Here is a 26,959-nt window from a genome sequence, read left to right as displayed (position 1 = left end):
TAATATTCAAAATAAAATACTTTCGATTATGGAGTCTACGCCAGCGAATGAGCCCGAATGGCAAGGAAACTATAGGATTCTAGTCGATAAATATAAAGTGTACTATTCTTTTTCAAAGGATAGGAGAACTTGCTATATAAAAGGTTTTAAGCATCAACACCAGCTATGAAAATCCTCATAATCTCTACGTGTCTATCACCTCTCGAATAATCTTATTTCACAGTCATGTTTCACTTATCGTTTTGGATGACCATATAAAAATCTAAGCTTGATAGTTGATAATGCTGCAAGAGCCTATAAAAATGCGATCATCCCACTCGTCACCAATAGTATATTTCATGTTCCTGTCGATAAGAAAACCCCCTTCATAACAGAAGGAGGTACTCTATCGATAAAAATAAATGAGGTCCTAACTAGCCATCTCAATCATCGCGTCAGTTTCTTTCCTCGATTTAGCTACAATCAAGCCGATTACAAATCCGATAAGGCCTGTGATAATCCAGCCGGCGCCATTTTCAAATAAGGGGATGAATCCGAAGATATTGTTAATAGCTTCCGGTGCAATAATGCCATCCTTTAGAGCATCAAGAATGGCAACAAACCCAACGCCGATCATTGTTCCAATATAAACGGATTGATGACCTTTAAACAAATTATTTGTAAAGATTAAAACGATTAAAGCAATGGCTAAAGGATAGAGTAATAGTAAAATAGGTGATGCCATTGTCAAAATTTTGTTGAGACCAAAGTTTGTAATGATTAAGCTTAAAATGGAAAAGAGAATTAGCCACTTTTTATAAGAAATAGAAGGAACAATTCTTTCGAAATATTCGGAAACAGCTGCTAAACAGGCTACATTTGTTGTGACCCCAGTTAAGAATATAATAGTTCCGATGATATAAATTCCGATCTGCCCGAATAAAACTTTTGAGCCTTGTGCTAATACTTCGCCTCCGTTTTCCTTAAATCCAATAGCATCAACACTTGAAGCACCGATCCATGCCATTGAGATTTGTAGTCCGACCAAGCCGATAATGGTGACCATACCTGCCTTAATAAATAGCTTCGATACTTCCTTTTCAGACTTTATCCCTAAGGAACTGATTGATTTAATGAAAATTCCCCCAAATACAAATGCAGCGAGAACGTCCATTGTGTAGTATCCTTGTATAAACCCTTTCAAAAACGCATCAACGCTTTGAATATACTCTCCTTGAGGTTGTCCAATACTTCCCATTGGTGTAAAAATTGACTTTCCAATTAGTAATAATAACAATATTGCAAAAATTGGAGTGATTATTTTCCCAAGACGGTCGACAAATTTTGTTGTATTCCATGATAGCAGAATCGTTAGAAAAATAAATACGGCAGAGAAAATAAACAAATAAAGACTGCCGTTTGAGTTCGTTTGGACTAACGGTTTGATAGCGATTTCATAGACGACAGAAGTTGTTCTCGGGATGACATAAATCGGCCCAAGCGATAAAAATAGTAAAATTGAGAATATCGTAGCGAACACGGGGTGAACTCTTCCTGAAAGTTTTTCAACTGTTCCTCCTCCGCGGGTTAAAGCTATGATTGCGAGTAAAACCAAACCAACACCTGTAATTAAAAATCCTCCCATGGCAATCCATATATTTGTTCCTGCCTGTTGGCCTACCATTGGAGCGAATATTACGTTTCCAGCACCTAGGAACATAGCGAAGAGCATGAAGCCAATTGCGATTACTTGTGAAAATGATACCTTCTTTTCCATTGATTTTCCTCCTTAATATATAAATCGAGGATGACTATTAATAAGGAGGGATGGAGATCGACCATCCACTCTATTAAAAAATATTATAGTAGAATTATAACATTTCAGTCATCCAAATTTTCATACCATTCATTTTTTACTTAACCTTCCTAATAAAAAGGCGCCAGCTCCAAGTCCAATGAGTGTATTTGTTTTTTTAGTAAACATCTGTTTGGCAACGAGATTGAGATTTTGTGGGCGTTCCGCTAAGCGGCGCATGAAATAGCCATACCAATCATTTCCGAATGGGACATATGTGCAGAAATTATAGCCTTCTTTTGCAAGTTTAAGCTGTAAATCCTTTCTGAAACCATACAGCATTTGAAATTCAAATTTCTCCTGTGGAATCTGATTCTTTTTCGCAAAACTCTTCACATGATCGATAACACGATGGTCATGCGTGGCAATCGATGTGAATTTGCCATTCAGCAAGTGATATTCAATTAACTTGATATAGTTTTGGTCTATATCGTTTTTGTTTTGATAGGCTAAGTTTTCAGGCTCCTTATAAGCGCCTTTTACGATTCTTAAGCGAAAGTTTTCATATTTCTTCAATATATCTTCAGCTTCATAGAAATACGCTTGAATGACGGTGCCGATATTATCATATTCTTTCGAAAGCTCATCGATTATGTCAAAGGATGGCTGCAGATGACCGTAATCCTCCATGTCAAAGTTAATAAAGATGTTATACTCGTATGCTTTTGCAACGATTTCCCTTAAGTTCTCTAAGCAGAAGCCGTATTCGATATCCAAGCCAAGCTGGGTAGGCTTCAAGGAAATATGAGCATTTAATTGATGTTCATGAATGGCCTCAATCACGCCTAAAATTTGTTTCTTTGCCTCAGTTGCTTCTGCTTTTTCAAAAACAAATTCACCAAGATTGTCGATCGTTGCAGAAATACCAACTTTATTTAATTCCTTGACGCTTTCTACCATTTCCTTAATATTCGTTCCAGCAACAACTGACTGTGCGCCTAGCTTTAATCCCCATCTTTTAGCCCCGCTGTTCAGAACTTTATTTTGGGATAGCATCATAAAAAAGTCTCTCGTTAAACTCAAAGTAATTCCCTCCATTTTTGTAAATTAAATTTTCATCGGATTCGTTGAACAAGCCTTGATGTACGAAGTAATCACTAACGCAGTGAAATGAAGCCAATGATATTTATTAACTGGGTTGAGATTGCAAAATCATGAATGTTTTTTAACGTTAAATTATTTTAATAGAAACCCTTCCGCATAAGGATCTGTCGCATCTAATAAAAATTTATGAACTCCCGTTACCCATGCTGATCCTGTAATTTTTGGAATAATGGCTTCATAGCCTTTTACATTCGTAAAATCAACGACCTCCCCTTTAAACTGAGATCCAATGATACTTTCTTGAATAATTTGCTCATTACGTTCAAGCTTCAATGTTGATAGTTTTGCGCATGTTCCTGTTCCGCAAGGGGATCTGTCAATTTGGCCATCTCCAAAAACAACGGTGTTTTTAAAGTGATTTTCACCTAGCTGAAGACTGAATTCAACCAGGTCGATGGTCGTGATTTCCGGAATTTCGGGATGCTCGATTACCAATTGCTCATTCGCTGCTTTCCTGATGGCCATGCCGATTGCTGTAATCTGATCTTGTTCATCAATGTTTAGTTTTAAATCGAATTGCTCTGCATCTACGATGGCAAAAAAACTTCCGCCAAACGCAATATCCATTTTAATTAATCCGAAGTTTTCTACTAAAACGCTTACATCTTTTTTATATAAAAAAGCTGGAACATTAATAAAGGAAACTTCCTTCACCTTATCGTTTTCGTACGCTACATGGCATTCCACGATTCCAGAAGGGGTATCAAGAAATACCTTGTCCTTTTTAGCGATAAGGCCATTATTTATTGCAACTGTGACTGAGGCAATCGTCCCGTGACCGCACATGTTCAGATAACCGCCGCTATCCATAAATAACACACCAAGATCACAATTTGGATTGCAAGGAGGTGTTAAGATGGCACCGAACATATTTAAATGGCCTCTTGGTTCATGCATAAGAAGCTTGCGAATATGGTCCAATTGGGATTCTAAATATTGCTTCTTTTGCATCATTGTATTTCCTAGAATCTCTGGAAGACCGTCAACAATAATTCTCGCTGCCTCTCCCATCGTATGGGCATCAATGGTTTCAATATACTTTTCTATAGTTAACATCATGTTTGCATACCTCCTGATGATATTAATTGTGACTATGTTGTTAATATGCAAATCTTGTGCCAACTTGAATAGTCAGGGGAATTCTAATATTGCAAACGTTTTCTAGCCGCTGTACAATAAGAGTGTTCATAAAGTTTACACTATTGTAAATACAACTTTACATTTACAGTGTTGACAGCGGGAGGTGCGAAGAATGAGGGATTTTTCCTTCAACTATTTAAATGCTTTAATGGAAACAAGCTCTGATGCTATCACGATTATTAATGCATTAGGTGAAGTGCAATATTGGAGTGCACAAGCTGAGCAAATTTATGGAGTTCCGCTTAAAGATATAAAACAGAAGAAAATCAGCCAGTTTTTTAAAATAGAAGATTTAAAGATACTAGAAATACTGGAGACGAAGAAAGCTGTTTCGAACGTGTATCATCAGCCAAGACCTGATGTGCATGTGCTGATCAGCTCATCTCCTATTTTTGATAAAAAGGGAAATTTAATCGGAGCCATCTCTATCGATCAAGACATCACCAACATTGTGAAATTAAATGAGAAGTTAACATTAACAACAACCCAATTACAAAAAATAAAGCAGCAGTATCATTTGCACGAACAAATAGGTCCATTATCAGAAATTAAAGGACATAGCGATGCTTTACAACGTGCAAAGGGCTTAGCTCTTAAAGTGGCAAAAACGGATGCCACCGTATTAATTCAAGGTGAAAGCGGAGTAGGGAAAGAGCTTTTTGCCCAGGGCATTCATGAAGCCAGCTTGAGAAAGAACCAGCCTTTTATTCCGATTAACTGCGGTGCTATCCCGGATGCTCTTTTTGAAAGTGAGTTTTTTGGCTATGAGAAAGGGTCTTTTACAGGTGCTTATAAGGATGGGAAAGCGGGAAAAGTGGAGATGGCTGACGGCGGTACTTTATTTTTAGATGAAATTGGTATGCTTCCACTTGATATGCAAGTGAAATTATTAAGGGTTCTTCAGGAAAGAGAAGTTTATCGCATTGGCGGAAATGCTTCTATTAAAGTGAATATTAGAATCGTTGCAGCGACAAATAGCGATCTGGAAGATATGGTCAAAAAGGGAACTTTCCGAGAAGATTTATATTACCGTTTAAATGTGGTTACATTGAAAGTTCCACCGCTTCGAGAAAGAATTGATGATATTTCGGTATTGGTCAATCATTTTGCCGGGGAATTTGCTGTTAAATACCAAAAGGAACTTCCGACGCTTACGAATAGCGCCCTGGAAGTGTTTACGAATTATCAATGGCCTGGAAATATAAGAGAACTTCGAAATGTTGTAGAAAGAATGATTATCTTCATCGATAAATCTGCGATTACTGCAGAGGATGTCTTAAATATATTTCCAATTATTCAACACGAAAATATGAACAAAGAAGGCTTGGCCCAGGAGAAAGCTTCCTTAGAAAAAGATAGAATAAAGGAAGTCCTAATCGAAACATATGGCAACAAAAGTGCCGCCGCCAAAAAATTAGGCATTTCGAGGGTAAGCCTCTACAGTAAAATAAAACAGTATGATATTAAGGTTTGACGGGGAAGGGCCAAGAACTGCGGCCTAGTTGATATATGATATTGGGACAAAAACCTTGATTCTATGTCCTTCACGGATTTCCGTTTGGTTTTTATTATGCAATTTTCTCTCAACTTCCTTGGATGTTAGTCAAATGAAATAACCCTCTAGTCTATCTGAGCTTGGCGGACATCAGTTCCGTTATAAGCGGTAAAAAGGGCTAATTCTGTTTGCTTAAGGACCTAGGTTCCGTTATTCGCTAAAAAGCAGTGATTTCCTTATGTTTTTTCGTAAATAACGCACTTGGTGTCCGCTTAGTCCTAAAATTAGTGTCATTTATTGATAATAACGGATTCAATGTCCGCATGAATTTCTTCCGCTACACATTCAAAGTCTTCAATCGTTATTTTACTAATTTTTATCTGTTCTATAATTTTTCCCTAAATGATTGGAACTACTTCCTTTAGATTTTTATATAGATGAAATTTCTATTAATCAAACGATTGATTAAACAGCCGCAAACGCTTGCCGCACAAGGGGTATAGACACTTTAATTAAACGTTTGATTGGTTTCCCATTCCCAAGATCCCGTGGAAAGGTGTTAATCAAACGATTGATTGAACAGCCGTAAACTCTTGCCACACAAGGGCTAGAGGCACTTTAATTAAACGTTTGATTGATATGTATGTTCGCATTGGTTTCCCATTCCCAAGATCCCGTGGAAAGGTGTTAATCAAACGATTGATTGAACAGCCGCAAACGCATGCCGCACAAGGACTATAGACACTTTAATTAAACGTTTGATTAATATGATTTAACCCAAACAATTGCCATAAAATCCGTTCAAGGCTGCCCTTCCTTAAAGAAAGAATTAATTCACGGACAGGTGGGACTAAATACTGTCCCACCCGCCTTAGCTATAAGACGCCGCGCCTTCCTTAACATGGAGCGGATTCAGGGCATTCGTACTATTCACAAAAACAAACGCATCATACCGCTCCGACATTCTTGACGGCACATAGTTCCCATAATGTTCATCCGCCGGACTATAAACCACGCCAATCGCGCGATGTCCAATCGTTTGATTAAATAAATGCCTGTTCTCATTATTGAACAATACTATTTTGTCGTGTGCCCCGGCCTTGTACATCAGATCTTCCCAGCTGCCGTCTTTAGGAGGAGGCGTCATCATTTTTCTAAAATTATTGCCCCAGCGGTCAGCGGCTATGACGGAACCTCGATGTGTGCCAAAGCCAACAATAAAGAGGTTTTCCTCGCCTTCCTGCTCCCTTAATAATTGCCCGACATTTACCATTCCAGCTTTCGCCATGTCAGTGGCCCGGGCATCGCCCACATGAGTGTTATGCTCCCAAACGATCCCCTTTGCCTGATTTCCGAAGAAGGACATCATTCGATTCAGAACCTCGACCATATGGCGGTCACGGATGTTCCACGATTCATTATCATGGACAATCATCGTCCGGTAATAATTCTCCGCATTTGCCGTAATCAGTGCATTCACCTCGAGATTTAATCCGCTCTCTTCATGATCAGGATAGGTATTTCTTTTGGAAGAGATTTTGGTTAATAGCTTAATCACTTCCTCCTTACAGTCTTCTGCGTAAAAGGCAGCTGAGACTCCATATTTTTCGGGCTGACGATTGAATGGCTCGAAGCAGGCAAAAGTCTCCCGTGCAGCCTCAATATCCGGGGAGTTTGTTTCCTTTAAAAACCTCATAATTTCATCCATCGATTCCCAAAGACTATAAAGGTCAATCCCGTAAAAACCAACCTGTTTTTCCCGAGGCTGCTTTTGATTATGGTCTTTTAACCATTCAATCAGATCAATCATTTCCTCGTTCGCCCACATCCAGGTCGGCCAGCGGTTAAAAGATTGCAAAACGTCTCTAGCGCGGGAATATGTGTTGTCCCAGCCTTTAATATATTGATTTACCTGCTGACAGGCCGGCCAATCACCCTCAACCGCTATAAACGTGAATCCCTTTTCCACAATCAATCTCTTAGTAAGCTCAGCCCGAATTTTATAAAACTCCGAGGTCCCGTGGGAAGATTCACCGAGCAGGACATACTTTTCATCGTTGATTCTTTGAATGAGAATGTCTAAATCCTCCAGTTCATTTAATGGGCGCGCGTGCTCTTGAATAGCTTGAATTAATTGTTCGTTCATTTTCATCCCTCGATATCTATAGGCAAATTATAAGGATATTGTCTCCTAAAAGATAGGATCTATTACAGCGCTGGAATGTTCCGAAAAAGTTCTAGTCGAACGTTCGTTTATTTGGACAGGTTATTGGAAAATTGCTGAAAGCTGTCCAGAAATCCGTTTATTTGGACCGGTTTTTGAAAAAGTGCCGAAAGCTGTCCAGAAAAGCCCGTTTATTTGGACAGGTTTTCAGGAAAAGCAGAAAGCAATAACGACTTTCAAATAAAGAAGGGTCTGCTCTTAATATGAACAAACCCTTTAAAATATTCATTGCCTCACTGTAATCGTCGTACCGGCTTTAAGCTTATTCGATGCCTCATCTCTAATAGTAGTTTTGGCAGCTGTTTGAATGATTAGGCTGCCCCCTTCAAAGGTCATTCCTTTTTCTGGAATAATGGTTAATTCTCTTTGATTAGCCCCTCTTGTAATCGAGTAATTTTCTAAGGGTATTGGCTTTTCTTTTAAAATAATAATAAAATCTGCATGGCTGTCTTCTATGAAAATGGATTCAGAGAAGGTGAGGTGAATCTTATTATTGTTCAGGACGGCTCCGGTCAAGACGGGTTCCGTATTATCGCCAAGTGTGATCGGGGCTGTATAAGGATTCATCGTATTATCAGATAAATCTTTTATGCCGCTTGCTGTAATGTTGTATTTCTTTGTAGAAGGGATCGTGCCTTCCGGGAATGTTATGGTGACTTGCGTTAGATCATTGTTAATCGTAAATACAGAATCAAGGGGAATCGGCCTGCCATCCAATAGGTAATTTGCTGCTGAAGTGGCTGACTGTGCTTGGACACGTTCATCAAATAATGCCTTGAATTGCCCATTTGCTGATGTTTCATAAAAGGTAACATTTGGCTTTTCTTGATCGAACTTTTTCGTAATTGAAGTAGTAAAGGCTCGATTGTTATTTTGGGAAAGCGTATTATCCTTTACGGCTCCTTCCGCGACTGAAATGGTCAGGATTCCGTCTGGCAAATCTTTTGCATCTAATATCATTTTGTTATCTACGTTTGATCTGACTGTTGTCTGAACGGATTTATTGTTTTGGTCGGTTACTTTAATTTTGCTGCCAGTTGGCAGCCCTGTTTTTAGCGTTTTATTAAAAGTGATATGAATTTCATCTTTATTTTTATCGTAAGCCGCTTGAACAAATTGCGGTGGTGATAGATCCTTGTTGATTGTAATTGTTCGGTCATATGTCTTTCCGGTGTTATCCTCTAGATCCTTATATCCCTTGACCGAGATGTTTAATCTAACGGATATTTCATTCGTTCCATATACAGATGCCGGCAATTCAATGTCAAATTTAGTTTTGCTTCCGTCTGAAATATCTTTTACAGAAGCAGGTTTAATCGTTGTGTTGCCTTTCTTGATGGTAAGATGGCTGGAAGCTATAAAGCTGGATAATGTTTCAGTAAATTCAACGGTGAATGTTTTTTCGTCTTTTACTAGTAGAGATTTCACTTCTGGAGGTGTGGTGTCGGCTGCTGGGTTATAAAGGAAGCTGCTTCTGTAGGTGTCCATCATATTAGGAGAATTGACTACTAAGTCTCGAGCGCCTGTTACGACCATTGAATAGGAGCGTCCTTTTCGCAGGCTGATCCGGTCAAGCTCAGATTTAGGGATTACTATCATGTCTGTATCACTGTACAATTGATTGTATTTCACTGCTTTGCCGTCAATTGTCACCGCAATAGGTGAATTATAGGCGATTAGCTCGGAAAAGCTTACCTCGACATTCCCATTTGTCTGGGTTTTTACTGTCGTGATAGTTGGTTTGATCTTGTCAGAAAAGGTGAATGTGGTAACGTAATCGTTTTGCCCTAATGTCTCGTAGTTGACTGTTTGTATATTTTTCTTCACTGTTACCGTGTAAGAAGAATTGGTATAAAGCGGCTCGTATAGTTCGATAACGGCTGTTCTTTTATCAGCTGAGAGATTAACGCTTTTTATTGCGCGTCCAGATACAGAGTAGTTGGACAAATTTTCGGCCCCGTTTGACCCTGTGCCAGCTAACATAGCTTTGCTGAATGTGATCTTAATCCGCTTTGGCTCGGCAGCACTGACTTTATCGACTTTTGGGGTGACCGTTACAGAGATAGAGTTTAGGCGATCTGTTAATGTCTTTTTAATAACCGGATTGCTGACATATGGCAAGTAGGTTCGAGCTTCACGAAGATGAGTTTCCGCTTTTGAAAAATTGCCGCTGGATATGGCTCTTTGGGCTAAATCAAGTTCAATTTTAATAGTAACCGCATAAATCGCGCTGTCCCGAACTTTCTCCGCAGACTGCTTATAGTGGGAGCGAATCAGGTCACGAGTGGATTTTCCGTAAACACGGTCCAGCATAATCGCTTGCTTGCGGATTTCTCTCGAAAGCTCGTGATAGGCCAATTCCGTTTGATCATTAATAAGGTTTAAGTTTAGTTGATGGGTTAATGCCTGCTGCTTGATTTTAATTTTTTCTCCGGCCGTAATGGCATCGATATAATACATGGTCCGGTTAATATGGAGTTTGACATGTTCGTCAAGCTCAGCTAAATACCGATTTTTTTGTGCTGTTGGTAATGTGCTGGCAGCTTTGACTGCTTGATCATAGGCGGCCTTTGCATTATTATAGGCAGCCCATGGCCGGGTTTTCCCATCTGCACTTCCTTCAATTGAAATCGCCCATTTTAAAATTGTCCCCGCATCCCTTGCAGCTTTCACCAGTTTTTCCACTTCGCTCACGGAAGCTGCCTCAGCTGGGGTTGCCGTGATACATGCAGAAGCAGCCAATATAGAAGCACTTCCTGTATAAAATACCTTCTTTTTCTTCATTCATTTGCCTCCTTTGTTGCTAGTTAATGTAAATATATTCCTATTTTAAAAGATTATTAATAATAGATAAATAGATAAAAAGGCATGAGCATCAGAAGCAGGTGGCGGGCATTTAGATGCTATTTTTGAGAGGGGGAGGAGGGTGTTTTAATTAATTGGCTGACAAAGTACACGAATTGGCTGACAAATAGGCGTAATTCGCTTACAAACTAACTAAACTGGCTGATAAACCATCCCAATTGGCTGACAAACTTATTTTTAACAGAAAATTAGACTGCTGCACCCTTAAAAATAGGTATAAACGGTAAGGTAACGCAAATCTCGCCATACATCTTTCAAAAATTTGCTATATAATTTACTAGGAGAATATAAATCTAATGAAAGAAGGTATTCCTATGAGTGAAAGGGCGAAAATTTCACAAAAAACGGCTATTTTGCTAGAACGTGTGCGGAGATTTGGTGTAGCCGATGATGTAATATTAGCTAGTAAGATAACAGGAGATATTACACCGTTAAAAATAGCTGAGGAAGAATATTATCATTATGACGAATTTTTCACCTATGCAGAAGAACATGGTGAAGATTTAGAGGCAGCTATAAAAAATGGTTACCAAATGAAGTTTAATACAAATGGCGGCATCCAGACGTGGTTAAAGGAGCGGTTTGGCTTAGAGGCCGATCGTGATTATCTTTTCAGTCCCGGAAAATTTACTCAATTGAAATTATCCGTTGAGCAGGCCGATATTCTTTTCAGCGTATTATCAGGGAATTGGGTTATGCTTATATCAGCTGATGGCCATGAATATGTGGCCGATGATTACGATTTTGCAGATGTGGAAGAAAATGTGATAGATGTTCAATTAATCGTTCGATCAGAATATAAGTAGATAACTTGTTTTGAGCCACTCTAGAATGTCGGTTTATCCTGACTTACTGGATAGGCTCATTTTTAAAATTTGGTTTCCGCTCGAGCTTTGTTTCCACTTTTTCTATGATTTCATGGAATATTGGAAACAAATCGTCATATGTCTCCGCTTTTTCTATGATCTCATGGAATTTTGGGAAACAAATCGTCATATGTCTCCACTTTTTCTATGATTTCATAGAATTTTGGGAAACAACTCGCCTTTTGTTTCCATTTTTTTTATGATCTCACGAAAATTGAGAAACAAATCATCATATGTCTCCATTTTTTCTATGATCCCCCGGAATTAAGGAAACAATCCACCTTTTCCTGAATCCCATAAAATTATGGAACTTATTCGCCACTACTGGACAGCTTCTTTCTATTAATACTGTTAAAAAAGCCCGCCCCTCAATCAGGGACGGGCAGGAAATCTTAATAGCTAACCGGAACTTTCGGCATGGCCACCCAATGGCCTTCTGAAACCTCAACTAGCTCAGATGTGCTAAGTTGATATTTATCTTCCTCTGTTTGCTCTTCCATTAAAACTCTTTTTTTCTGTCTTTCTATTTTCGGATCCGGAATTGGGATGGCAGAGAGCAGGGACTTTGTATAGGCATGCTGCGGATTGGAGTAGAGCTCCTCACTTTCAGCCAGCTCGACAATTTTCCCCCGATACATAACAGCGACACGGTCACTAATATGCTTGACCATTGAAAGATCATGGGCAATAAATAAATAGGTTAATCCCAGTCGATGCTGTAAATCTTCTAACAAGGTGACGACTTGTGATTGAATGGACACATCAAGTGCCGATAGTGGTTCATCACATACGATGAATTTTGGCTCCACAGCTAGGGCACGGGCAATGCCAATCCGCTGACGCTGGCCGCCTGAAAATTCATGAGGATAGCGCAAAGCATGTGATGGTTCTAGTCCAACCATATCAAGCAGTTCTTCCACTCTTTTCTTCCGTGCTTCTTTACTGTCTGACAGTTTATGAATATCCAAAGCCTGTCCGATAATATCGAGAACTTTAAAGCGCGGATTCAGTGATGCATAAGGGTCCTGGAAGATCATCTGCATATGCCGGCGCATGGTCTTCATTTCGTTTTGTGTTAGCCGATTAACTGGAATCCCTTGGTATAAAACCTCGCCTCCTGTAGGCTCATGAAGCCGTAAAATCGCTCGGCCTGTTGTAGATTTACCGGATCCAGATTCTCCTACAAGCCCTAATGTTTCACCTGGTTTAATCTGAAAGCTAATATTATCTACTGCTTTCAGAACATTTCCCTTGCCTAAATCAAAGTATTGCTTTAGTCCATGGACTTCAAGTAATGATTTACTTGAATCTATGCCTGGCAAGATGAGTGGGGCAGGCTTTGGTTTCTTCTTCTCATTCAGTCTAGGCAGTGCATTTAGCAGTTTAAGCGTATAAGGGTGCTTTGGCGATTCAAAGATTTCCTCAGTCGTTCCGGTCTCTACAATTTCACCGTTTTTCATGACAACGACACGATCGCACATACCCGCAACGACACCAAGATCATGAGTAATAAGTATGATTGATGTGCCAAATCGTTCCTGCATATTTTTCATTAGATTTAAGATTTGGGCCTGAATGGTCACATCTAGCGCAGTTGTCGGTTCATCGGCAATTAACAGCGTTGGACGGCAGGCAAGTGCAATGGCGATCATCACTCTTTGCCGCATACCTCCTGAAAATTCATGAGGGTACTGGTTATAGCGTGTTTCACTATCGCGGATGCCGACTAATTTTAATAATTCTATTGCTTGATTCTTCGCTTCTTTTTTCGATAATTTTTGATGCTTGATCAGGCTTTCCGCTATTTGCTTTCCAATACGAATGGTTGGATTTAAGGAAGTCATCGGGTCTTGAAAGATCATACTGATGTCGCGGCCACGAATCTCTTCCATTTCCTTTTCCGTTTTGTGTGCAAGATTTTCTCCTTGAAAAAGGATCTCTCCATCTTTCATAAAAGAGGGCGGAGAGGGGAGCAGTCGCATAATGGACCTAGCAGTTACACTTTTCCCGCTTCCCGATTCCCCTACAATTCCTAAAGTCTCTCCTTTTCTGACTTCAAAGCTCACACCTTTTACTGCTTCAAACTCATGATCTCGGGACATGAAGGATACTCGTAAGTTGTTTATCTTCAATATTTGTTCCACACTTCACACCTGCCCATATTCAAAATTGCCTATTTATATAAGGGTAATATAGATATATTCTGACAAAAGTTATGTAAATCAGCTACACATTCTAGTAAGAATAACTATAGTTGTATAATAACTAGATATTGACTTTAATATTAGAATTAAAATATACTATACTGGTCGGAATAATGCAATATATCTGGGAAGGAGGAAATCCCCATGGAAGCTATCAAGGGTACTGATGCAAAAAGCTTAAGGAAAAGCTTAAGTTTTTCAGAAACCTTAAGCCAATCTTACAAGAAAATGCAGCCGCATCCTGCCTATAAATGGCTTATATATATTCTGGGTCTTCCGGTGCATCTCATTGTTTTTATTATATACCTCAATAATAGAAAACGAGATACATATTCCTCTCTGCTTAAGGAAAATGAGAACAAACTGGCTGAATCTGGTCTAAGGGAACAGTTAAAGCAGCAGTATAAGGAGCAGATATTACGGAAACAAGCGTTTTTCGGACAAAATCAAGAGGAAACGAAAACAGATCAGCTAGCGGCAATTTGGGCTGAAGAACAGTTTCAAAAGTTAGTGGCTGCAAGAACAGCTGAGCTCTTAGAACAGCAAGGGCATGAAAGATTAACTTATGAATCCATTTTTCAGTCGCTCGTGAAGCATCCTCTGTTTCTACTATTAACAATTTTACCTGGATTGCCTATGTATCTTTTAATTTTCATACATAGCAACCCTTATTTGAAATATATATTTGAAAGATTAGTTATGAGTATATTTGTTATATTTGGTGTCGCGTTTTTCGTATTTACTATTTTGTATATTTCACCTTTTGATCCAGCAGCTAATATACTCGGGGAAACGGCAACAAAGGAACAAATTGCAGCTTTTAATCAGATTTACGGTCTTGATCAGCCTTATCTGACACAATTATGGAATGCGATGAAAGGGATTTTCACCTTTGATTTGGGAGCCTCTTATTCTGGTAATGAAGAGGTTGCTGCAAGTATCGCTAGAAAATTCCCAATCACATTAACGCTGACACTTATAGCCTTAATTATGGCCATTGTTATTTCTATTCCGATCGGAATTATTTCAGCAACAAGGCCAAATTCATTTTTTGATTATACGTTTATGTTTATTGCCCTTATCGGATTATCCATTCCTAACTTTTGGCAAGGGCTTATCTTTATTCTGAATTTCTCGATTAAATTGCAATGGCTGCCAGCCACCTTCAATCCGCAAAACTGGCTGTCCATTATTATGCCAGCCGTTGTTCTAGGAACGGGCTTAACTGCCTCAATCGCTAGGATGACCCGCTCGGCTACACTTGAAGTGATTAATGAAGATTATATTATTACGGCGAAAGCCAAGGGACTGAATAAGCGCCAAGTATTATGGAAGCATGCGGTGGGCAATGCGATGATTCCTGTTATTACGGTTATTGGACTCATGTTTGGCGGCATGCTTGGCGGAGCGGCCGTTACAGAAAAGGTATTTAATATTAGCGGGATTGGAAGCTATATTGTTGATAAGCAATTTATACCTGATATCCCGAGTATTATGGGTGGAGTTGTCTATATTGCGATTACCATTTCTTTAATTAATTTATTGATCGATATCCTGTATGCGTTTTTTGACCCTCGAATCCGATCAAAAATGAAACAATATTAAAGCAGGTGTATAGAAGATGTCTACTCATATGAGGGAAAATGAAAGCTATTTTAAACAGCACGCGCTAAAAATTTCACCAGAATACAGGCAGGCAAGCTTTACATCGATCACTTCGCTTGCTTTGACTGTCATATTTCTATATAGCAGTTTTAACTTTGCTGCTAATACGATAAAGCCGTTTGTGTTTGGCGTTTTTATCGCCTATGCGCTGTTTACGCTTGTACAAATAGTCATTACGTTGAAAATTAAGCTAGACCTTAAAAAGTCTGGCGAAATACGAAAGTCAACTAGAGTTCTAGGGTACTTTCAGCTATTAAGTATTTTAACTGCAAATGTATTCGTGGCTACTTTTGCCTTTCAATTAATTAGAAAAGAAAAGTCACCCGAATATATATTTGCTGTTTACATGCTGCTCACGCAATTTTTCATTATTGCTGTGTCAGCACTGAATCTATTCAAGCCCTATGTCTCTGATACCTTTCTGCCATCAATGGGCTTCCTAATTATTACGGCCGTATTCTATTTGGCGGTCCTTATTTTTACTGCAAAGGATCGAGGAGGCAGTGGCAAGGCGAGATTGAAGTTCTTTTTGGGTATACCTTTAGTATTGACTGCTATTACTGGCAATCTTTTTGCACTAGTAATAGGCATTCATTTTATTAGAGAAAAATGGAGAAACAACGAAACTAGTATCGGTAAGTGGTATAAAATTTGGGAGAAAATTTCAGCGAATACGACATCCATGCTAGGGTTGTTTTTTATCATCTTTATTTTTTCGATTTCCATCTGCAGTTATTTGACCTTTGATTATAGCATGGCAGTGGATAATGATTATGGTGCCATTCTGCAGACTCCGAGTCTTACTTATCCGCTTGGAACAGACAATTTTGGCAGGGATTTGTTTTCTCGAATTGTTTTCGGGGCAAGGATTTCTCTCATTGTTGGGGTATTATCGACCGCAATTCCTTTTTTGATTGGAGGATTCTTAGGAGCTATTTCTGGTTATTATGGAAACCGCACAGACAATATTATTATGCGTTTGCTTGATATATTGTACGCGATTCCAGGAATTTTACTGGCGATTGTTATTATTGCCGCGTTTGGTTCTAACGCTGTAACCCTTGTGATTGCTCTTAGTGTTGGGTCCATTCCAACATACGCGAGAACGATGCGTGCCAACGTTTTGATGGTTTCAAACTATGAATATGTTGAATCTGCCCGTGCACTCGGATCTAGCAATCTATCGATTATCTTTAAGCATGTCGTTCCTAATTCACTTGCCCCTATGATTGTTAAATCTACACTAACCATTGGCGGTGCGGTTATTGCCACAAGCAGCTTAAGCTATCTGGGGCTAGGTGTCGAGCCGCATATTCCGGAATGGGGAAATATATTGAAGATAGGCAGTACCTATCTCGAAACTCATTCGTATCTAGCCATCTATCCGGGGCTAGCGATTATTGCTCTCGTTTTATCTTTTAACTTTTTGGGAGATGGGCTTAGGGACGCTCTTGACCCGAAGCTTGATTAATATAAAGAAATGATTAGCAATATTGTTGGCGAGCAGTCTTCAATAATAATTGCTAATATAAACAAATTATTAGGAGGAAAGTATAATGAAGAAACTATTTCCACTGCTTCTTGCCTTTGTCTTAATGCTGGCAGGATGTGTGAAAACTAAATCGGATGTTAATGAAAAAGCTGGATCTGATTCCAAATCTGGCGGTAGTGCTAGCGAGCAAGTTGAAATTGAATTACTTGGCATGAGCAGCGGGGAGGAAGATCTAAATATTCTTCGCGACCAGCTCGTTAAAAATGGTTTCAAAGTAAAGCTTAATATTCAACCTGACTATGGCAGCTTTAAAGCTCAACAAGATGCGGGAAACTTTGACGCGGCATTATCCAGCTGGACAACTGTTACTGGAAATCCAGATTATGCTGTCCGCTCTCTATTTAAAACAGGCGGAGACTATAGCATCTTAGCTGATACTGAAATTGATGATCTAATTGATAAAGCAAGCACGCAAACACCTGAAGAATATGTAGAAACGTATAAGCAATTAGAACAGCGTCTTGTATTTGATAAGGCTTATATTGCACCACTATACATTTCTTTAAAATCACAGGCTGTAAACAAAGATGTCTTAAAGCCTGAATCTGTTAGACTTTCTAAATCTCGTGCACTTGCATGGGAACCGATTGATTTTGTTGACGAATCAAAGCGTGGAACAGACCCGCTTGTTTTATCACAAACAATGCCGACTTTAACATCACTTGACCCAATTAAGGGTAATGATGGATCTATTAACATGATTAACACTAATATGTATGTTCGTTTAATTAACTTAACAGATGATGACAAAATTACATCTGACGGATCCCTATCTCTTAACCATAGTATTGCAGAAGGAAATGAAGAGTATTATTTCATCTTAAGAGATGATATTAATTTTGCGAAAATCACTGATAAAAAAGCAGTGGATTCAGGCGAACGTGTCGGTGCAGACGATGTTATTTTCTCTTTAGACCGTGCGAAAAATAAAGATTCCGTGCCGGATCACCGCACATACAGTTTGCATGAGCACATTAAGGATGTTGAAGTTGTTACTGATTTAAGCGTGCTTGATCAAGTAAAACAATCAAGCGGCAGCGACTCTGTCAGAGCAGCTCTTGAAAATGGTCTAGATACGAAAATCTCTGAACTTGTTGCAGATAAAACACAAGCCAACAATAAAGAAGGTAAATATCAAGTTGTGAAAGTAACAACAACTGAACCTTTCCCGCAAGTGCTTAACTATTTAGCACACCAATCAGCTGGGATCGTTTCTAAAAAGCAAGTTGAAAGCATTAACACTTACGATGTAGCAACCTTTGATGTTAACAAAGACATTCCGTACGGTGACCAAAACACAGTAACGGAAGGCGACAAGTACAACAACACTTTATACACAAGCGGCCCGTACATTCTTTCACATAAGAACGATTATGAAGCCATTTTCTACAAAAACCCTGGCTACATGAAGGGAACAGAGCACGAGCCGAAGATTGAAAATATTAAACTTCGCTTCATCAAAGATATGGATAGTTCCTTATCTGCCTTACGTAACGGCGAAATTTACGTATTATACGGGGTTCCAGAAAACAAGCATGAGACCGTTGAAAGCGACAGCAAGTTAAAGCTTCAAAGCATGGAAAGCAACGGTGTAACTTACCTGCTTTTCAACACTGCTAATCGTGAAGTGGCTAAGAATGAAGACTTAAGAAAAGCAGTTCTACACTCGGTTAACCAAGATGAAATTCTTAGCTACTACCATGGCAAGAAAGTCAAAGCGGTATCTACAGTAAGCCCGCTTGTTAAAACTGGTAACGAGCTGAAAGCAGATCCTGCTAAGGTGAAAGAACTCCTGGAAAAATATCAATCTAGTAAATAATGTTGAAAACGGATCGGTGCGATGGCGCTGATCCGTTTTTTTTTGCTGTGTGCTTAATTAGGAAAAATTAATCGAATCACTTTTGGATTTGACAAATTGGCTGATAAACGTCATGATTTGGCTGATAAACAGGCTAATCTGGCTGACAAACTGCTAAAATGGCTGATAAACCATCCAAATTGGCTGACAATATGCTTTTTAACATGAAATGAGATGATTATTAATCGTAAAAGGATGCAATGTTTCCGTTTTTTAGTTAATTAGTGTATTCCTGTATAATCTAAATTAGGATTTGTAGGAAATCTGTAAAGGAGAGTCAAACCAATGCTCATTCAATGTACAAAAAAACTATTAGATCAGCTTGGAATCAAGCCTGAAACCCAGGAAGAGGAAGAACCGCTTTTTTCATGGCATGCCCATTTAATCACTCTAAATCGCAGGAAGACTCTCGTTCTTGTGAATGATAAAAATAGGTATGTGGTCGTTTTGCATGGACTGAAAGCGAAGGATTTTAAAAATCTTGATGAAATTGTATTACAAGGAATCCGTAAGACTTTAATAGAAGAGGGAATCACGGAAGAGGTGATAGATAAATATCTCCTGCATTCAAAGGAAGTAACCTATACGAAAACAAAGGACCGTACCTCTGTTGCAAGAATGAATAAGGCTTGTGAATATGTTTATTTTTTAGAGGAGCTATTGGAAAACGATTCTATCTTCAATACAAGGATGAGTATGCGAGTCAGCCGCTTTCTTATGGGTGATGGGAAAAATAAATATATTTTGCCGAATGAAGAGTTGTATAAGGACCTCGAGGTATTCGCAGGTAAACCTATTTTTATGATGAATGCGGTTCAGCTTAAAGTCACACTAAGGCTTGAAAAGGGTCATGTTTGGCGAAGAATACTCGTTCCAATCAATAAAACATTTAACAACCTCCACGACATTTTACAGGCAGCCTTCGGTTGGCGGAATTATCATCTCCATGAATTTTACATTTATAATAGTGAAACATCTGGACATGTTTTATCCAAAAATCATTCCGCTTATCATCAGGAGGGGTATAAGCCAGTAATAAATCTTGTATGTAATGAAGAAGCCTTTGCCTATCCGAATGAAGTGGATATGAAGCTTGACACTGATATAGAGCTATCTGAATATATCCCAGCATATAAAAGTCTGAAATATAACTACGATTTTGGGGATAATTGGCAGCATGATGTTGAGGTGGAAAAAGTCATTGACAATTACCATGCCAACTATCCTGTTTGCCTTAAAGGTGAAGGAAACACACCTCCAGAAGATGTTGGAGGGAATTATGGATTTGAAGAGTTTTTAAAAATTTTAGCCGATCCCCTGCATCCTGACCATAAATATATGGTTGAGTGGGGGAGAATTCAAGGCTATAAGAATTTTGATATTGAGGGAGTAAATAGATTACTTAAAGATATATGACTTTAAATGGACGAGCTGGATTGCTGGCAGCCAGAGTTGTTCTTGATAAGTAGTTATACTAGAGAATTGCTGTCCAATTGTACAGGAAAAAGTAAAGTCGGAATTTGTTAAAATGCTCTTATTCTTTCCTCATCGTTTGGAATTTGTGAAGAAGAGTGATATGGGTGTGGAGAATTAAAATTAAAGCATAGGGACGGCTCTCATGCATTCTGAGCAGGAGGGCCTTCCCTAATTTAAAGGTTACTCTACGAATAAATAACTCTGATAAAGTGTATAAAACTATGAAATACCCATTTAGAACCAAAATCAATGAACACCTGAAATCGATTAGAGAGCCTTGAGCGTTGAACAGATTGTCGCACTGGATTTTTATCATTAGCGGACAGAGATTCCTTTATTTCTATAAAAATCATATCTTCATCGGATGAATAGGACACAGAATCCGTTAATTATAAAAAATAGGAGAAAAATAGCGTTCTTTTCATGTATCAGCGGAACCAGTGTCCGTTACCGCCTTGAAAAACAACCTTTTTTGATATCAACGGAACCAATGTCCGGGTAGATGAGGTTTGGCGCACTTCATTGAGAACTATTTCTATAATTTGGCTATTTAAATTTATCGTATATGATAAAACCAAACTGTTCGTTATAAAGAGTTAAAATAGGTAAAAGTTTTAGAAGTGTAAAAGAAATATAGTAGTCTTCAAAGGCGGATGGATTCTTTCATCCGCCTTTAAGTTTGCCCGTCAGCATTCTTGGTAATTATATTTTATTAATCAATCGTTTAATTAAAACTAATCAAACGTTTAGTTAGATAGATTTATAGGAAAAATATACTAAATTTACAAATTACTTACCATTAATTAATAATATTAATATATAATACTATGGAAGAAGTAAAAACTAATAGGAGGTAAGCCATGCAAAGGTTGAAAAAGGGTTTTGCTGTATTAGTTTCATCATTAGTAGTCTGGTCCGGATTTGGAGGACAGTTTCACGTTAACGCGGAAGGAACTGCGAATGCGGACACAAAGAAAATTACGATTTTGCATACGAATGATTCACATGGACGCGTAGAGGAAAGCAGCCTTGATGGAATGGGGTTCGCAAAGATTTCGACTCTTGTGAAGCAATTTGAAAGTGAAAATCCAAACACTCTTTTATTAGATGCTGGGGACACACTTCACGGGACAACTTTTGCCACCCTTAGCAAAGGGGAGAGCGTTGCAGAAGTGATGAATAAAGTAGGCTATGATGGAATGGCTGCAGGTAACCATGATTTTAACTATGGATATGAGAGACTGCTAGAGTTAGAAAAGAAAGTAGTTTTCCCAGTTTTAAGTGCGAACGTTCGTAAAGCGGATGGCTCATTGCTATTAAAGCCTTATGTTATTAAGGAAGTAGACGGCATTAAACTAGGGATTTTTGGCTTATCCACTCCAGAAACACATTATAAAACACACCCGAAGAATGTTGAGGGTTTAACTTTTACAGATCCGGTTGTTGAAGCTCAGGCAATGGTAAAAGAATTAAAAGGTCTAAATGTTGATATGATCATTGCTGTTACACACTTAGGTATCGATGAATCCAGTACAGATACATCTATTAAAGTAGCTAAAGGTGCACCTGGAATCGACTTGATTGTTGATGGTCACAGCCACTCTACTCTTGTAGAGGGATTACAAGGTGAAAATGATACGTTAATCGTAAGCTCAGGTGAGTATACGAAAAATCTTGGTGTTGTTGAGCTAACATTTGAAGGTAAGAAATTAACTGGCAAAAAAGCAAGATTAATCAAAAAAGAAGAAACAGCTGATGTAAAACCAGATCCAGAAGTGGAAAAGGTGATTAAAGATATTCAAGCAGCACAAGAAGAAATTTTATCAGAAGTAATCGGAAAGACAGCAGTGAAGCTGGATGGCGAACGTGAACAAGTTCGTACAGGCGGAACGAATCTTGGAAACTTGATTACTGATGCGATGGTCGATATGACAGGTGCTGATGTAGCGATTACTAATGGTGGTGGGATTCGAGCATCCATCAATGAAGGAGATATTACGAAAGGCGAAGTCGTAACAGTATTGCCATTCGGAAACTACATCGTTACGAAAAAGTTAACAGGAGCACAAATTAAAGCTGGACTTGAAAATGGAGTCGATTCATATCCAGAGTCAAAAGGTGCATTCCCTCACGTCAGTGGTTTGTCATTTGCAATTGATACGGCACAAAAAGTGGGCGAGCGTGTTCATTCTATGAAAATTAATGGGCAGCCTGTTGATATGAGTAAACAATATGTTGTTGCAACTAACGATTTCATGGCTGCAGGCGGCGATGAGTATACTTCCTTTAAAGACAGCCCAATCGAAAATGAGTTCCCTGCTCTAGATGAGGCGCTCATTGCTTATATCCAAAAGCTTGGAACGGTTAATACAAAATACGAAGCCCGTATTGTGGCAAAGCCGATTGAAAAAGAAGAACCAAAAGAAGAAACAAACCCAGCTCCAAAAGTTTACTGGGATGGCCTATTAATGAAAAAAGGTCAAATTGGCCGAGTGATCATTGAAAAGCCAATTAATCTATGGAAGAAAGATGCAAACAACAAGCTTACTTTTGTCCGTGTATTAAACCCAGGTGAAAAATATCGAGTTTACAACTATGACAGCCAGCACTTCGGCCAGTACGGAGTTGGCGGAGGTCATTATGTGACGAAGATGGAAGGCTTTGTTAAATATGAAACACCTTCTAAGAAGAAATTAGCAGAATTGAATAAGTAAGGCGCTTAGTAAAAGCGGAGGGTGCAGCGGCTCTCTGCTTTTTGCTTTATAAAATAGTTTCCTAATTTTACGGTTTTTTAGGGAAAAGTGGAAACAAAGGTCAAATAGTTTCCCAATTTTGCATTTTTTCAAAAAAAGGAAACACTATACAAATAGTCTAAATTTCCCTATTTTAATAAAGCTCCAATTCCCTTTACTGCTACTGTCAAAAGTGTAAAATAGAAACTACGAAATGAAAAAATAGTTTTTAAGGGAGAAAGTGATGAAAAAAGTTTATGTTTTGCTGTTTGTTTTACTGTTAAGCTTCGTCTCATATGCTCCGGTACAAGCTTCTGATGAAAAGGTATCCATAAGCGGAAGCTCCATCCTCACCGCCAAACAAATGGGCGATTTTGTCCTATTAAAGTATCCTGAACCTAAATTAACGACTGTTGATATTTATAGATTAGCAGATTTATATCTATCTTTAGGTCGCCAAGAGGGGATTCGCGGGGATATTGCTTTTGCCCAAGCGATTCTGGAAACAGGCTATTTTCAATATGGGAAAGATGTTCTGCCTGAGCAAAATAACTACTCTGGGATTGGGGCAGTTGGGGGCGGTGCACAAGGGGCCTATTTCAACAAACCTGAGGAAGGGGTAAGAGCACAGATTCAGCATTTGAAGGCCTATGCAAATAACGACCCTCTTGTAACAGAAAAAATTGATCCGCGTTTTGATTATGTAAAGCGGGGAATTGCTCCATACTGGACGGATTTGAATAATCGCTGGGCGGTGCCAGGAGAATTTTACGGAGAGCGGATTCTAGCAATTTTTTCAGAGATGAAGAGAATTAACTTAGAAATTCCAAATGTAGGCAGTCAATGGACATCCAAGCTACCTGCAGCTGCCGTCTATTTGAAAGCGGATATGCCGCTAATCAGTCCTGACGGATCCGTTGCTAAGACGCTGAAAAAAGGGTATTCATATAAAGTGTTTGGAACAATAGGAAACAACTATAATCTGGGCGGAAATTATTATATTGCCGCTAACAGCAGTAAAATGAGTGTCTATATTGGAAGATTGCATATTAAAAATAAAGATATCAATTTGTACCGTCCAGATGGGAAAGTTCATCGAAAGTTAGTACCAGGTGAGCTCATTAAAGTGTTTAGCTTTGATAACAATGCTTATTATGTTGGCGGCGGCTATTATATTCAAAGGAATGCAGGGGTTTCCTTCTATAAAGGGACGATTCAAATCAACGCCGATAGCTCGCTCTATGATTCTAATGGGAGTGTAGCGAGAACGCTGAAAAGGGGTCAAGTATTTAGAGTTTATGCGATCCAAAATAATAAGCTGGATCTAGGCGGCGGTTATTATTTAAACTATGATAAGCAGAAACAGTCTTATTCTAATCATTAAAACCACGGGGCTTTTACCAGTGGTTTTCCTTTTTTAAGGGGGAAATATCCGATTGGCTGACAAACCATCAAATTTGGCTGACAACCTCCTCGAATTGGCTGACAAATGCCCCAAACTGGCTGACAAACCACTTAAACTGGCTGACAAAGATTAATTAGTTGGCCCCAATCCACTTTTTCGAATGAAAAACCGATTAAACTGGCTGACAAAGATTAATATAGTAGGCCTACTATCCTCATTTTCGAATAAAAAACCACTTAAACTGGCTGACAAAGATTAATATAGTAGGCCTACTATCCTCATTTTCGAATAAAAAACCACTTAAACTGGTTGACAACTTAATAGTAGACCGCAATCTTCTTTATCGACTGACAACACCTCTTAAACTGGATCAAAAATTAATAAAATTGGCCGCATTCTCCTCAATTCGACTGATAAATCCTTCAAACTCATCTTCAAAATATACCAGAAGTAATAGCACTGTGATTTTATACCCATTTTTTTCAAACTATGGGGTTATTAGGGGAATTGTTTCCGTTAATCAGCTAGAATGATAGGTAGCTTATATTTGGAGGTACGCCCATGGTTTATTACGTGCACCTATTGAAGGGGCTTTTGTCCCCAAACACATTCTCCTATCAAATCATGAGGGCTGAGGCGATAAGAGGGTTGTGGAAAAAGGTTATTTTGCTGACCTTGCTAAGTACAATTTTGTTTACGTTTAGCGGCTATTTGGGGATCGGTATGGATTTCCTGACAAAAGAAATAACAGATTTAAGCAGGCAAGAATTTGAAATGGAGAAACTTTTTGCCACAGTTGGTCGTCTAATATGGGGAATGATCTTCTCGATGCTAGTCCTTTTTGGATTTTCTGTGATTCTTTGGGCTATTCTCGATATGTCTTACAAGAAAATAGTCGTCGTTCAGCTATTTGTACTTTGTATTCTTTTATTGGAAAAGGCCGTATTACTACCATTTCATATTTGGCTTGGAATTGGTCCGGAGGCTTCTCCTTTTTCCTTTGGTGTCATAGCTGCCTACTTAACATCCAGCAGTATTTTAGTTTATTTCTTTTCCCAGATTTCACTGTTCACTGTTTGGGCGATTTTTTTCCAATATAAGGCGTTAAAAGGATTGAGTGAAAGAAGCCCGAAGACAGTCCTGCTAGTTATCATTCTCGCTCATCTTGTCATTTGGCTTGTGTCTGCCTTGTTATCCTATCTTGAGATTGAGAAGCTCATTTAAGGCGGGGGTGATGCAAAATGAAGAAACGGATCAAAATGGTTTTAGCAGCTGGTGTTTTCCTATTAGTCTTGGTTAATTTGTTTTTAATAGTAAAAGATCATTCGAAAATTGAACGCACTGCCTTTATTAAAAGCTATTCAATGGCAGTTGAAAAAGACATCAAGGAAACTTTACATAAAAAAGGGATTGTGGCTCCTCAGGAAGACTATCATTATTATTATGATCAAAAAATGGGGGCATTTAAGCAGTTTTTTGTAAAGAAGGGGGAAACCGTTGAAGCTGGGACTCCGTTATTTGAGTATATTTCTGCTGATTTAGAAGGGGATATGGCGAGAATAGAAGCGGAGAAAGCCAAAATTGAAAATCAAATCGAAGTATTAGATAGACATATAAGTGAGCTCCGCTATTACAAGGATTCCTTACATTTTGATGATGAGGAAAAGGCTGTTGGGCTTTCCATTTTACATAGTGTTGAGCAGGATATTTTTGAAAAAGAATTACAGGCTATCCTGTTAAGGCAGTCAGCTGATAAGCATGAGCAGGAGCTGAAGACCATTCAAGCGAATGAAGGGAAAATAACGGTTGTCAGTGAGTTTGAAGGGATCATCAAAGAAATCAATGTCGGACTGCATAACCCGCTGATCACGATTAGTTCTGCTATTCCAACGATTGAAGGAAAGTTAAATGAGGATGAAAGAGTGAAGGTGGAAACTGGGATTCCGGCCGTCATTTCTTCTAAACATATAAATGGAAAAGGTACACTGACGAAAGCCGACAAATTACCAGATCGCATCGAATCAGAAAAGGAAAGTCTATACCCATTTTCTGTTCAGTTGGATGAAGAAATCCCTGACCTGCTCCAAGGATCCCATGTCGAAGTCACATTAATTACAAAAGAAGTAAATGGAGCAATCGTGGTTCCGAATCAAAGCGTTATCAAACAGAAAAAGAAATCCTTTGTCTGGGTTATTGCATCAGGCGGAATCCTGGAAAAACGAGAAATCCAAACCGGAATCTCGTCAGGCAATAAACTACAGATCGAATCTGGGGTTGAAAAGGAAGAGCTCATTGTAAACAATCCTGCTTCAATACAACAAGGCGAGGGCCCAAAAATCATGATTCCTCTGAATCTATCAAACATAGAGCGATCTGAAATCGAGCAAATGAGAAAAAAACATATTTTTAAACATATCGTAAAAGGGATTTTAATAAGATAGATGGTAGTTGTCGAATTTCATAAAAAGATTGGTTATGGAAATTCTTGCTATTTTTTTACAGATATATGTACTATAGGGTTATAAAAGAGAAGGGGGAT

16 protein-coding genes are annotated in these 26,959 nt (G+C 38.7%); 10 read left to right on the top strand and 6 right to left on the bottom strand.

Annotation, left to right across the window (positions count from 1 at the left end):
- Positions 1-409 precede the first annotated feature (409 nt).
- From brnQ to RRV45_RS20040, 3 genes are all read right to left on the bottom strand, one after another.
- Positions 410-1,756: a branched-chain amino acid transport system II carrier protein gene (gene brnQ / locus RRV45_RS20050; RefSeq protein ID WP_315666418.1), complete on the bottom strand. Its 1,347-nt coding sequence runs from the start codon at positions 1,754-1,756 to the stop codon at positions 410-412.
- Between the two features lie 129 nt (positions 1,757-1,885).
- Positions 1,886-2,833, bottom strand: a complete 948-nt coding sequence (locus tag RRV45_RS20045; protein WP_315669099.1) for a proline dehydrogenase family protein — start codon at positions 2,831-2,833, stop codon at positions 1,886-1,888.
- Positions 2,834-3,010: 177 nt separating this feature from the next.
- Positions 3,011-3,997, bottom strand: a complete 987-nt coding sequence (locus tag RRV45_RS20040) for a proline racemase family protein (protein ID WP_315666417.1) — start codon at positions 3,995-3,997, stop codon at positions 3,011-3,013.
- Between the two features lie 184 nt (positions 3,998-4,181).
- Here RRV45_RS20040 and RRV45_RS20035 point away from each other — a divergent pair, with 184 nt between their 5' ends.
- A complete protein-coding gene (locus RRV45_RS20035) occupies positions 4,182-5,552 on the top strand; it encodes a sigma-54 interaction domain-containing protein (RefSeq protein ID WP_410489311.1) in 1,371 nt (456 codons plus the stop codon).
- A gap of 892 nt (positions 5,553-6,444) precedes the next feature.
- Here RRV45_RS20035 and RRV45_RS20030 read toward each other — a convergent pair.
- Complete coding sequence (locus tag RRV45_RS20030) at positions 6,445-7,719, bottom strand: erythromycin esterase family protein (RefSeq protein WP_315666415.1); 1,275 nt, start codon at positions 7,717-7,719, stop codon at positions 6,445-6,447.
- 303 nt (positions 7,720-8,022) lie between these two features.
- Positions 8,023-10,581 (bottom strand): Ig-like domain-containing protein, encoded by a 2,559-nt coding sequence (locus RRV45_RS20025; RefSeq protein ID WP_315666414.1) that lies wholly within the window; start codon positions 10,579-10,581, stop codon positions 8,023-8,025.
- Between the two features lie 377 nt (positions 10,582-10,958).
- Between RRV45_RS20025 and RRV45_RS20020 the strand changes: the two genes are divergently transcribed.
- The gene (locus RRV45_RS20020; RefSeq protein ID WP_315666413.1) at positions 10,959-11,468 is read left to right on the top strand and encodes a hypothetical protein; all 510 of its coding nucleotides are present in this window, start codon (positions 10,959-10,961) and stop codon (positions 11,466-11,468) included.
- Positions 11,469-11,920: 452 nt separating this feature from the next.
- Here the strand turns inward: RRV45_RS20020 and RRV45_RS20015 are convergent, their stop codons facing one another.
- Positions 11,921-13,630, bottom strand: coding sequence for an ABC transporter ATP-binding protein (locus RRV45_RS20015; RefSeq protein WP_410489310.1), 1,710 nt, complete (start codon positions 13,628-13,630; stop codon positions 11,921-11,923).
- Positions 13,631-13,876: 246 nt separating this feature from the next.
- Here RRV45_RS20015 and RRV45_RS20010 point away from each other — a divergent pair, with 246 nt between their 5' ends.
- The 8 genes from RRV45_RS20010 (at position 13,877) to RRV45_RS19975 (ending at position 26,861) form a co-directional block, all read left to right on the top strand.
- Entirely contained in the window at positions 13,877-15,337 is a 1,461-nt protein-coding gene (locus RRV45_RS20010) for an ABC transporter permease (RefSeq protein ID WP_315666411.1), read from the top strand.
- Positions 15,338-15,353: 16 nt separating this feature from the next.
- On the top strand, positions 15,354-16,868 hold the full coding sequence (locus RRV45_RS20005; RefSeq protein WP_315666410.1) for an ABC transporter permease: 1,515 nt from the start codon (positions 15,354-15,356) through the stop codon (positions 16,866-16,868).
- Between the two features lie 85 nt (positions 16,869-16,953).
- On the top strand, positions 16,954-18,768 hold the full coding sequence (locus tag RRV45_RS20000) for an ABC transporter substrate-binding protein (RefSeq protein ID WP_315666409.1): 1,815 nt from the start codon (positions 16,954-16,956) through the stop codon (positions 18,766-18,768).
- 324 nt (positions 18,769-19,092) lie between these two features.
- Positions 19,093-20,223 carry a plasmid pRiA4b ORF-3 family protein gene (locus tag RRV45_RS19995; protein ID WP_315666408.1) on the top strand — a complete coding sequence of 377 codons (1,131 nt, stop codon included), beginning with the start codon at positions 19,093-19,095 and terminating at the stop codon, positions 20,221-20,223.
- A gap of 920 nt (positions 20,224-21,143) precedes the next feature.
- Positions 21,144-22,997 (top strand): bifunctional metallophosphatase/5'-nucleotidase, encoded by a 1,854-nt coding sequence (locus RRV45_RS19990; protein WP_315666407.1) that lies wholly within the window; start codon positions 21,144-21,146, stop codon positions 22,995-22,997.
- Between the two features lie 262 nt (positions 22,998-23,259).
- On the top strand, positions 23,260-24,399 hold the full coding sequence (locus RRV45_RS19985; protein ID WP_315666406.1) for a glucosaminidase domain-containing protein: 1,140 nt from the start codon (positions 23,260-23,262) through the stop codon (positions 24,397-24,399).
- 582 nt (positions 24,400-24,981) lie between these two features.
- Complete coding sequence (locus tag RRV45_RS19980) at positions 24,982-25,644, top strand: hypothetical protein (RefSeq protein ID WP_315666405.1); 663 nt, start codon at positions 24,982-24,984, stop codon at positions 25,642-25,644.
- A 17-nt stretch (positions 25,645-25,661) separates the two neighbouring features.
- Positions 25,662-26,861: an efflux RND transporter periplasmic adaptor subunit gene (locus RRV45_RS19975; protein ID WP_315666404.1), complete on the top strand. Its 1,200-nt coding sequence runs from the start codon at positions 25,662-25,664 to the stop codon at positions 26,859-26,861.
- Positions 26,862-26,959 lie beyond the last annotated feature (98 nt).

This window comes from Bacillus sp. DTU_2020_1000418_1_SI_GHA_SEK_038, from assembly GCF_032341175.1.
GTDB lineage: Bacteria > Bacillota > Bacilli > Bacillales > Cytobacillaceae > Cytobacillus.
This window is presented reverse-complemented; position numbering and strand designations above follow the sequence as displayed.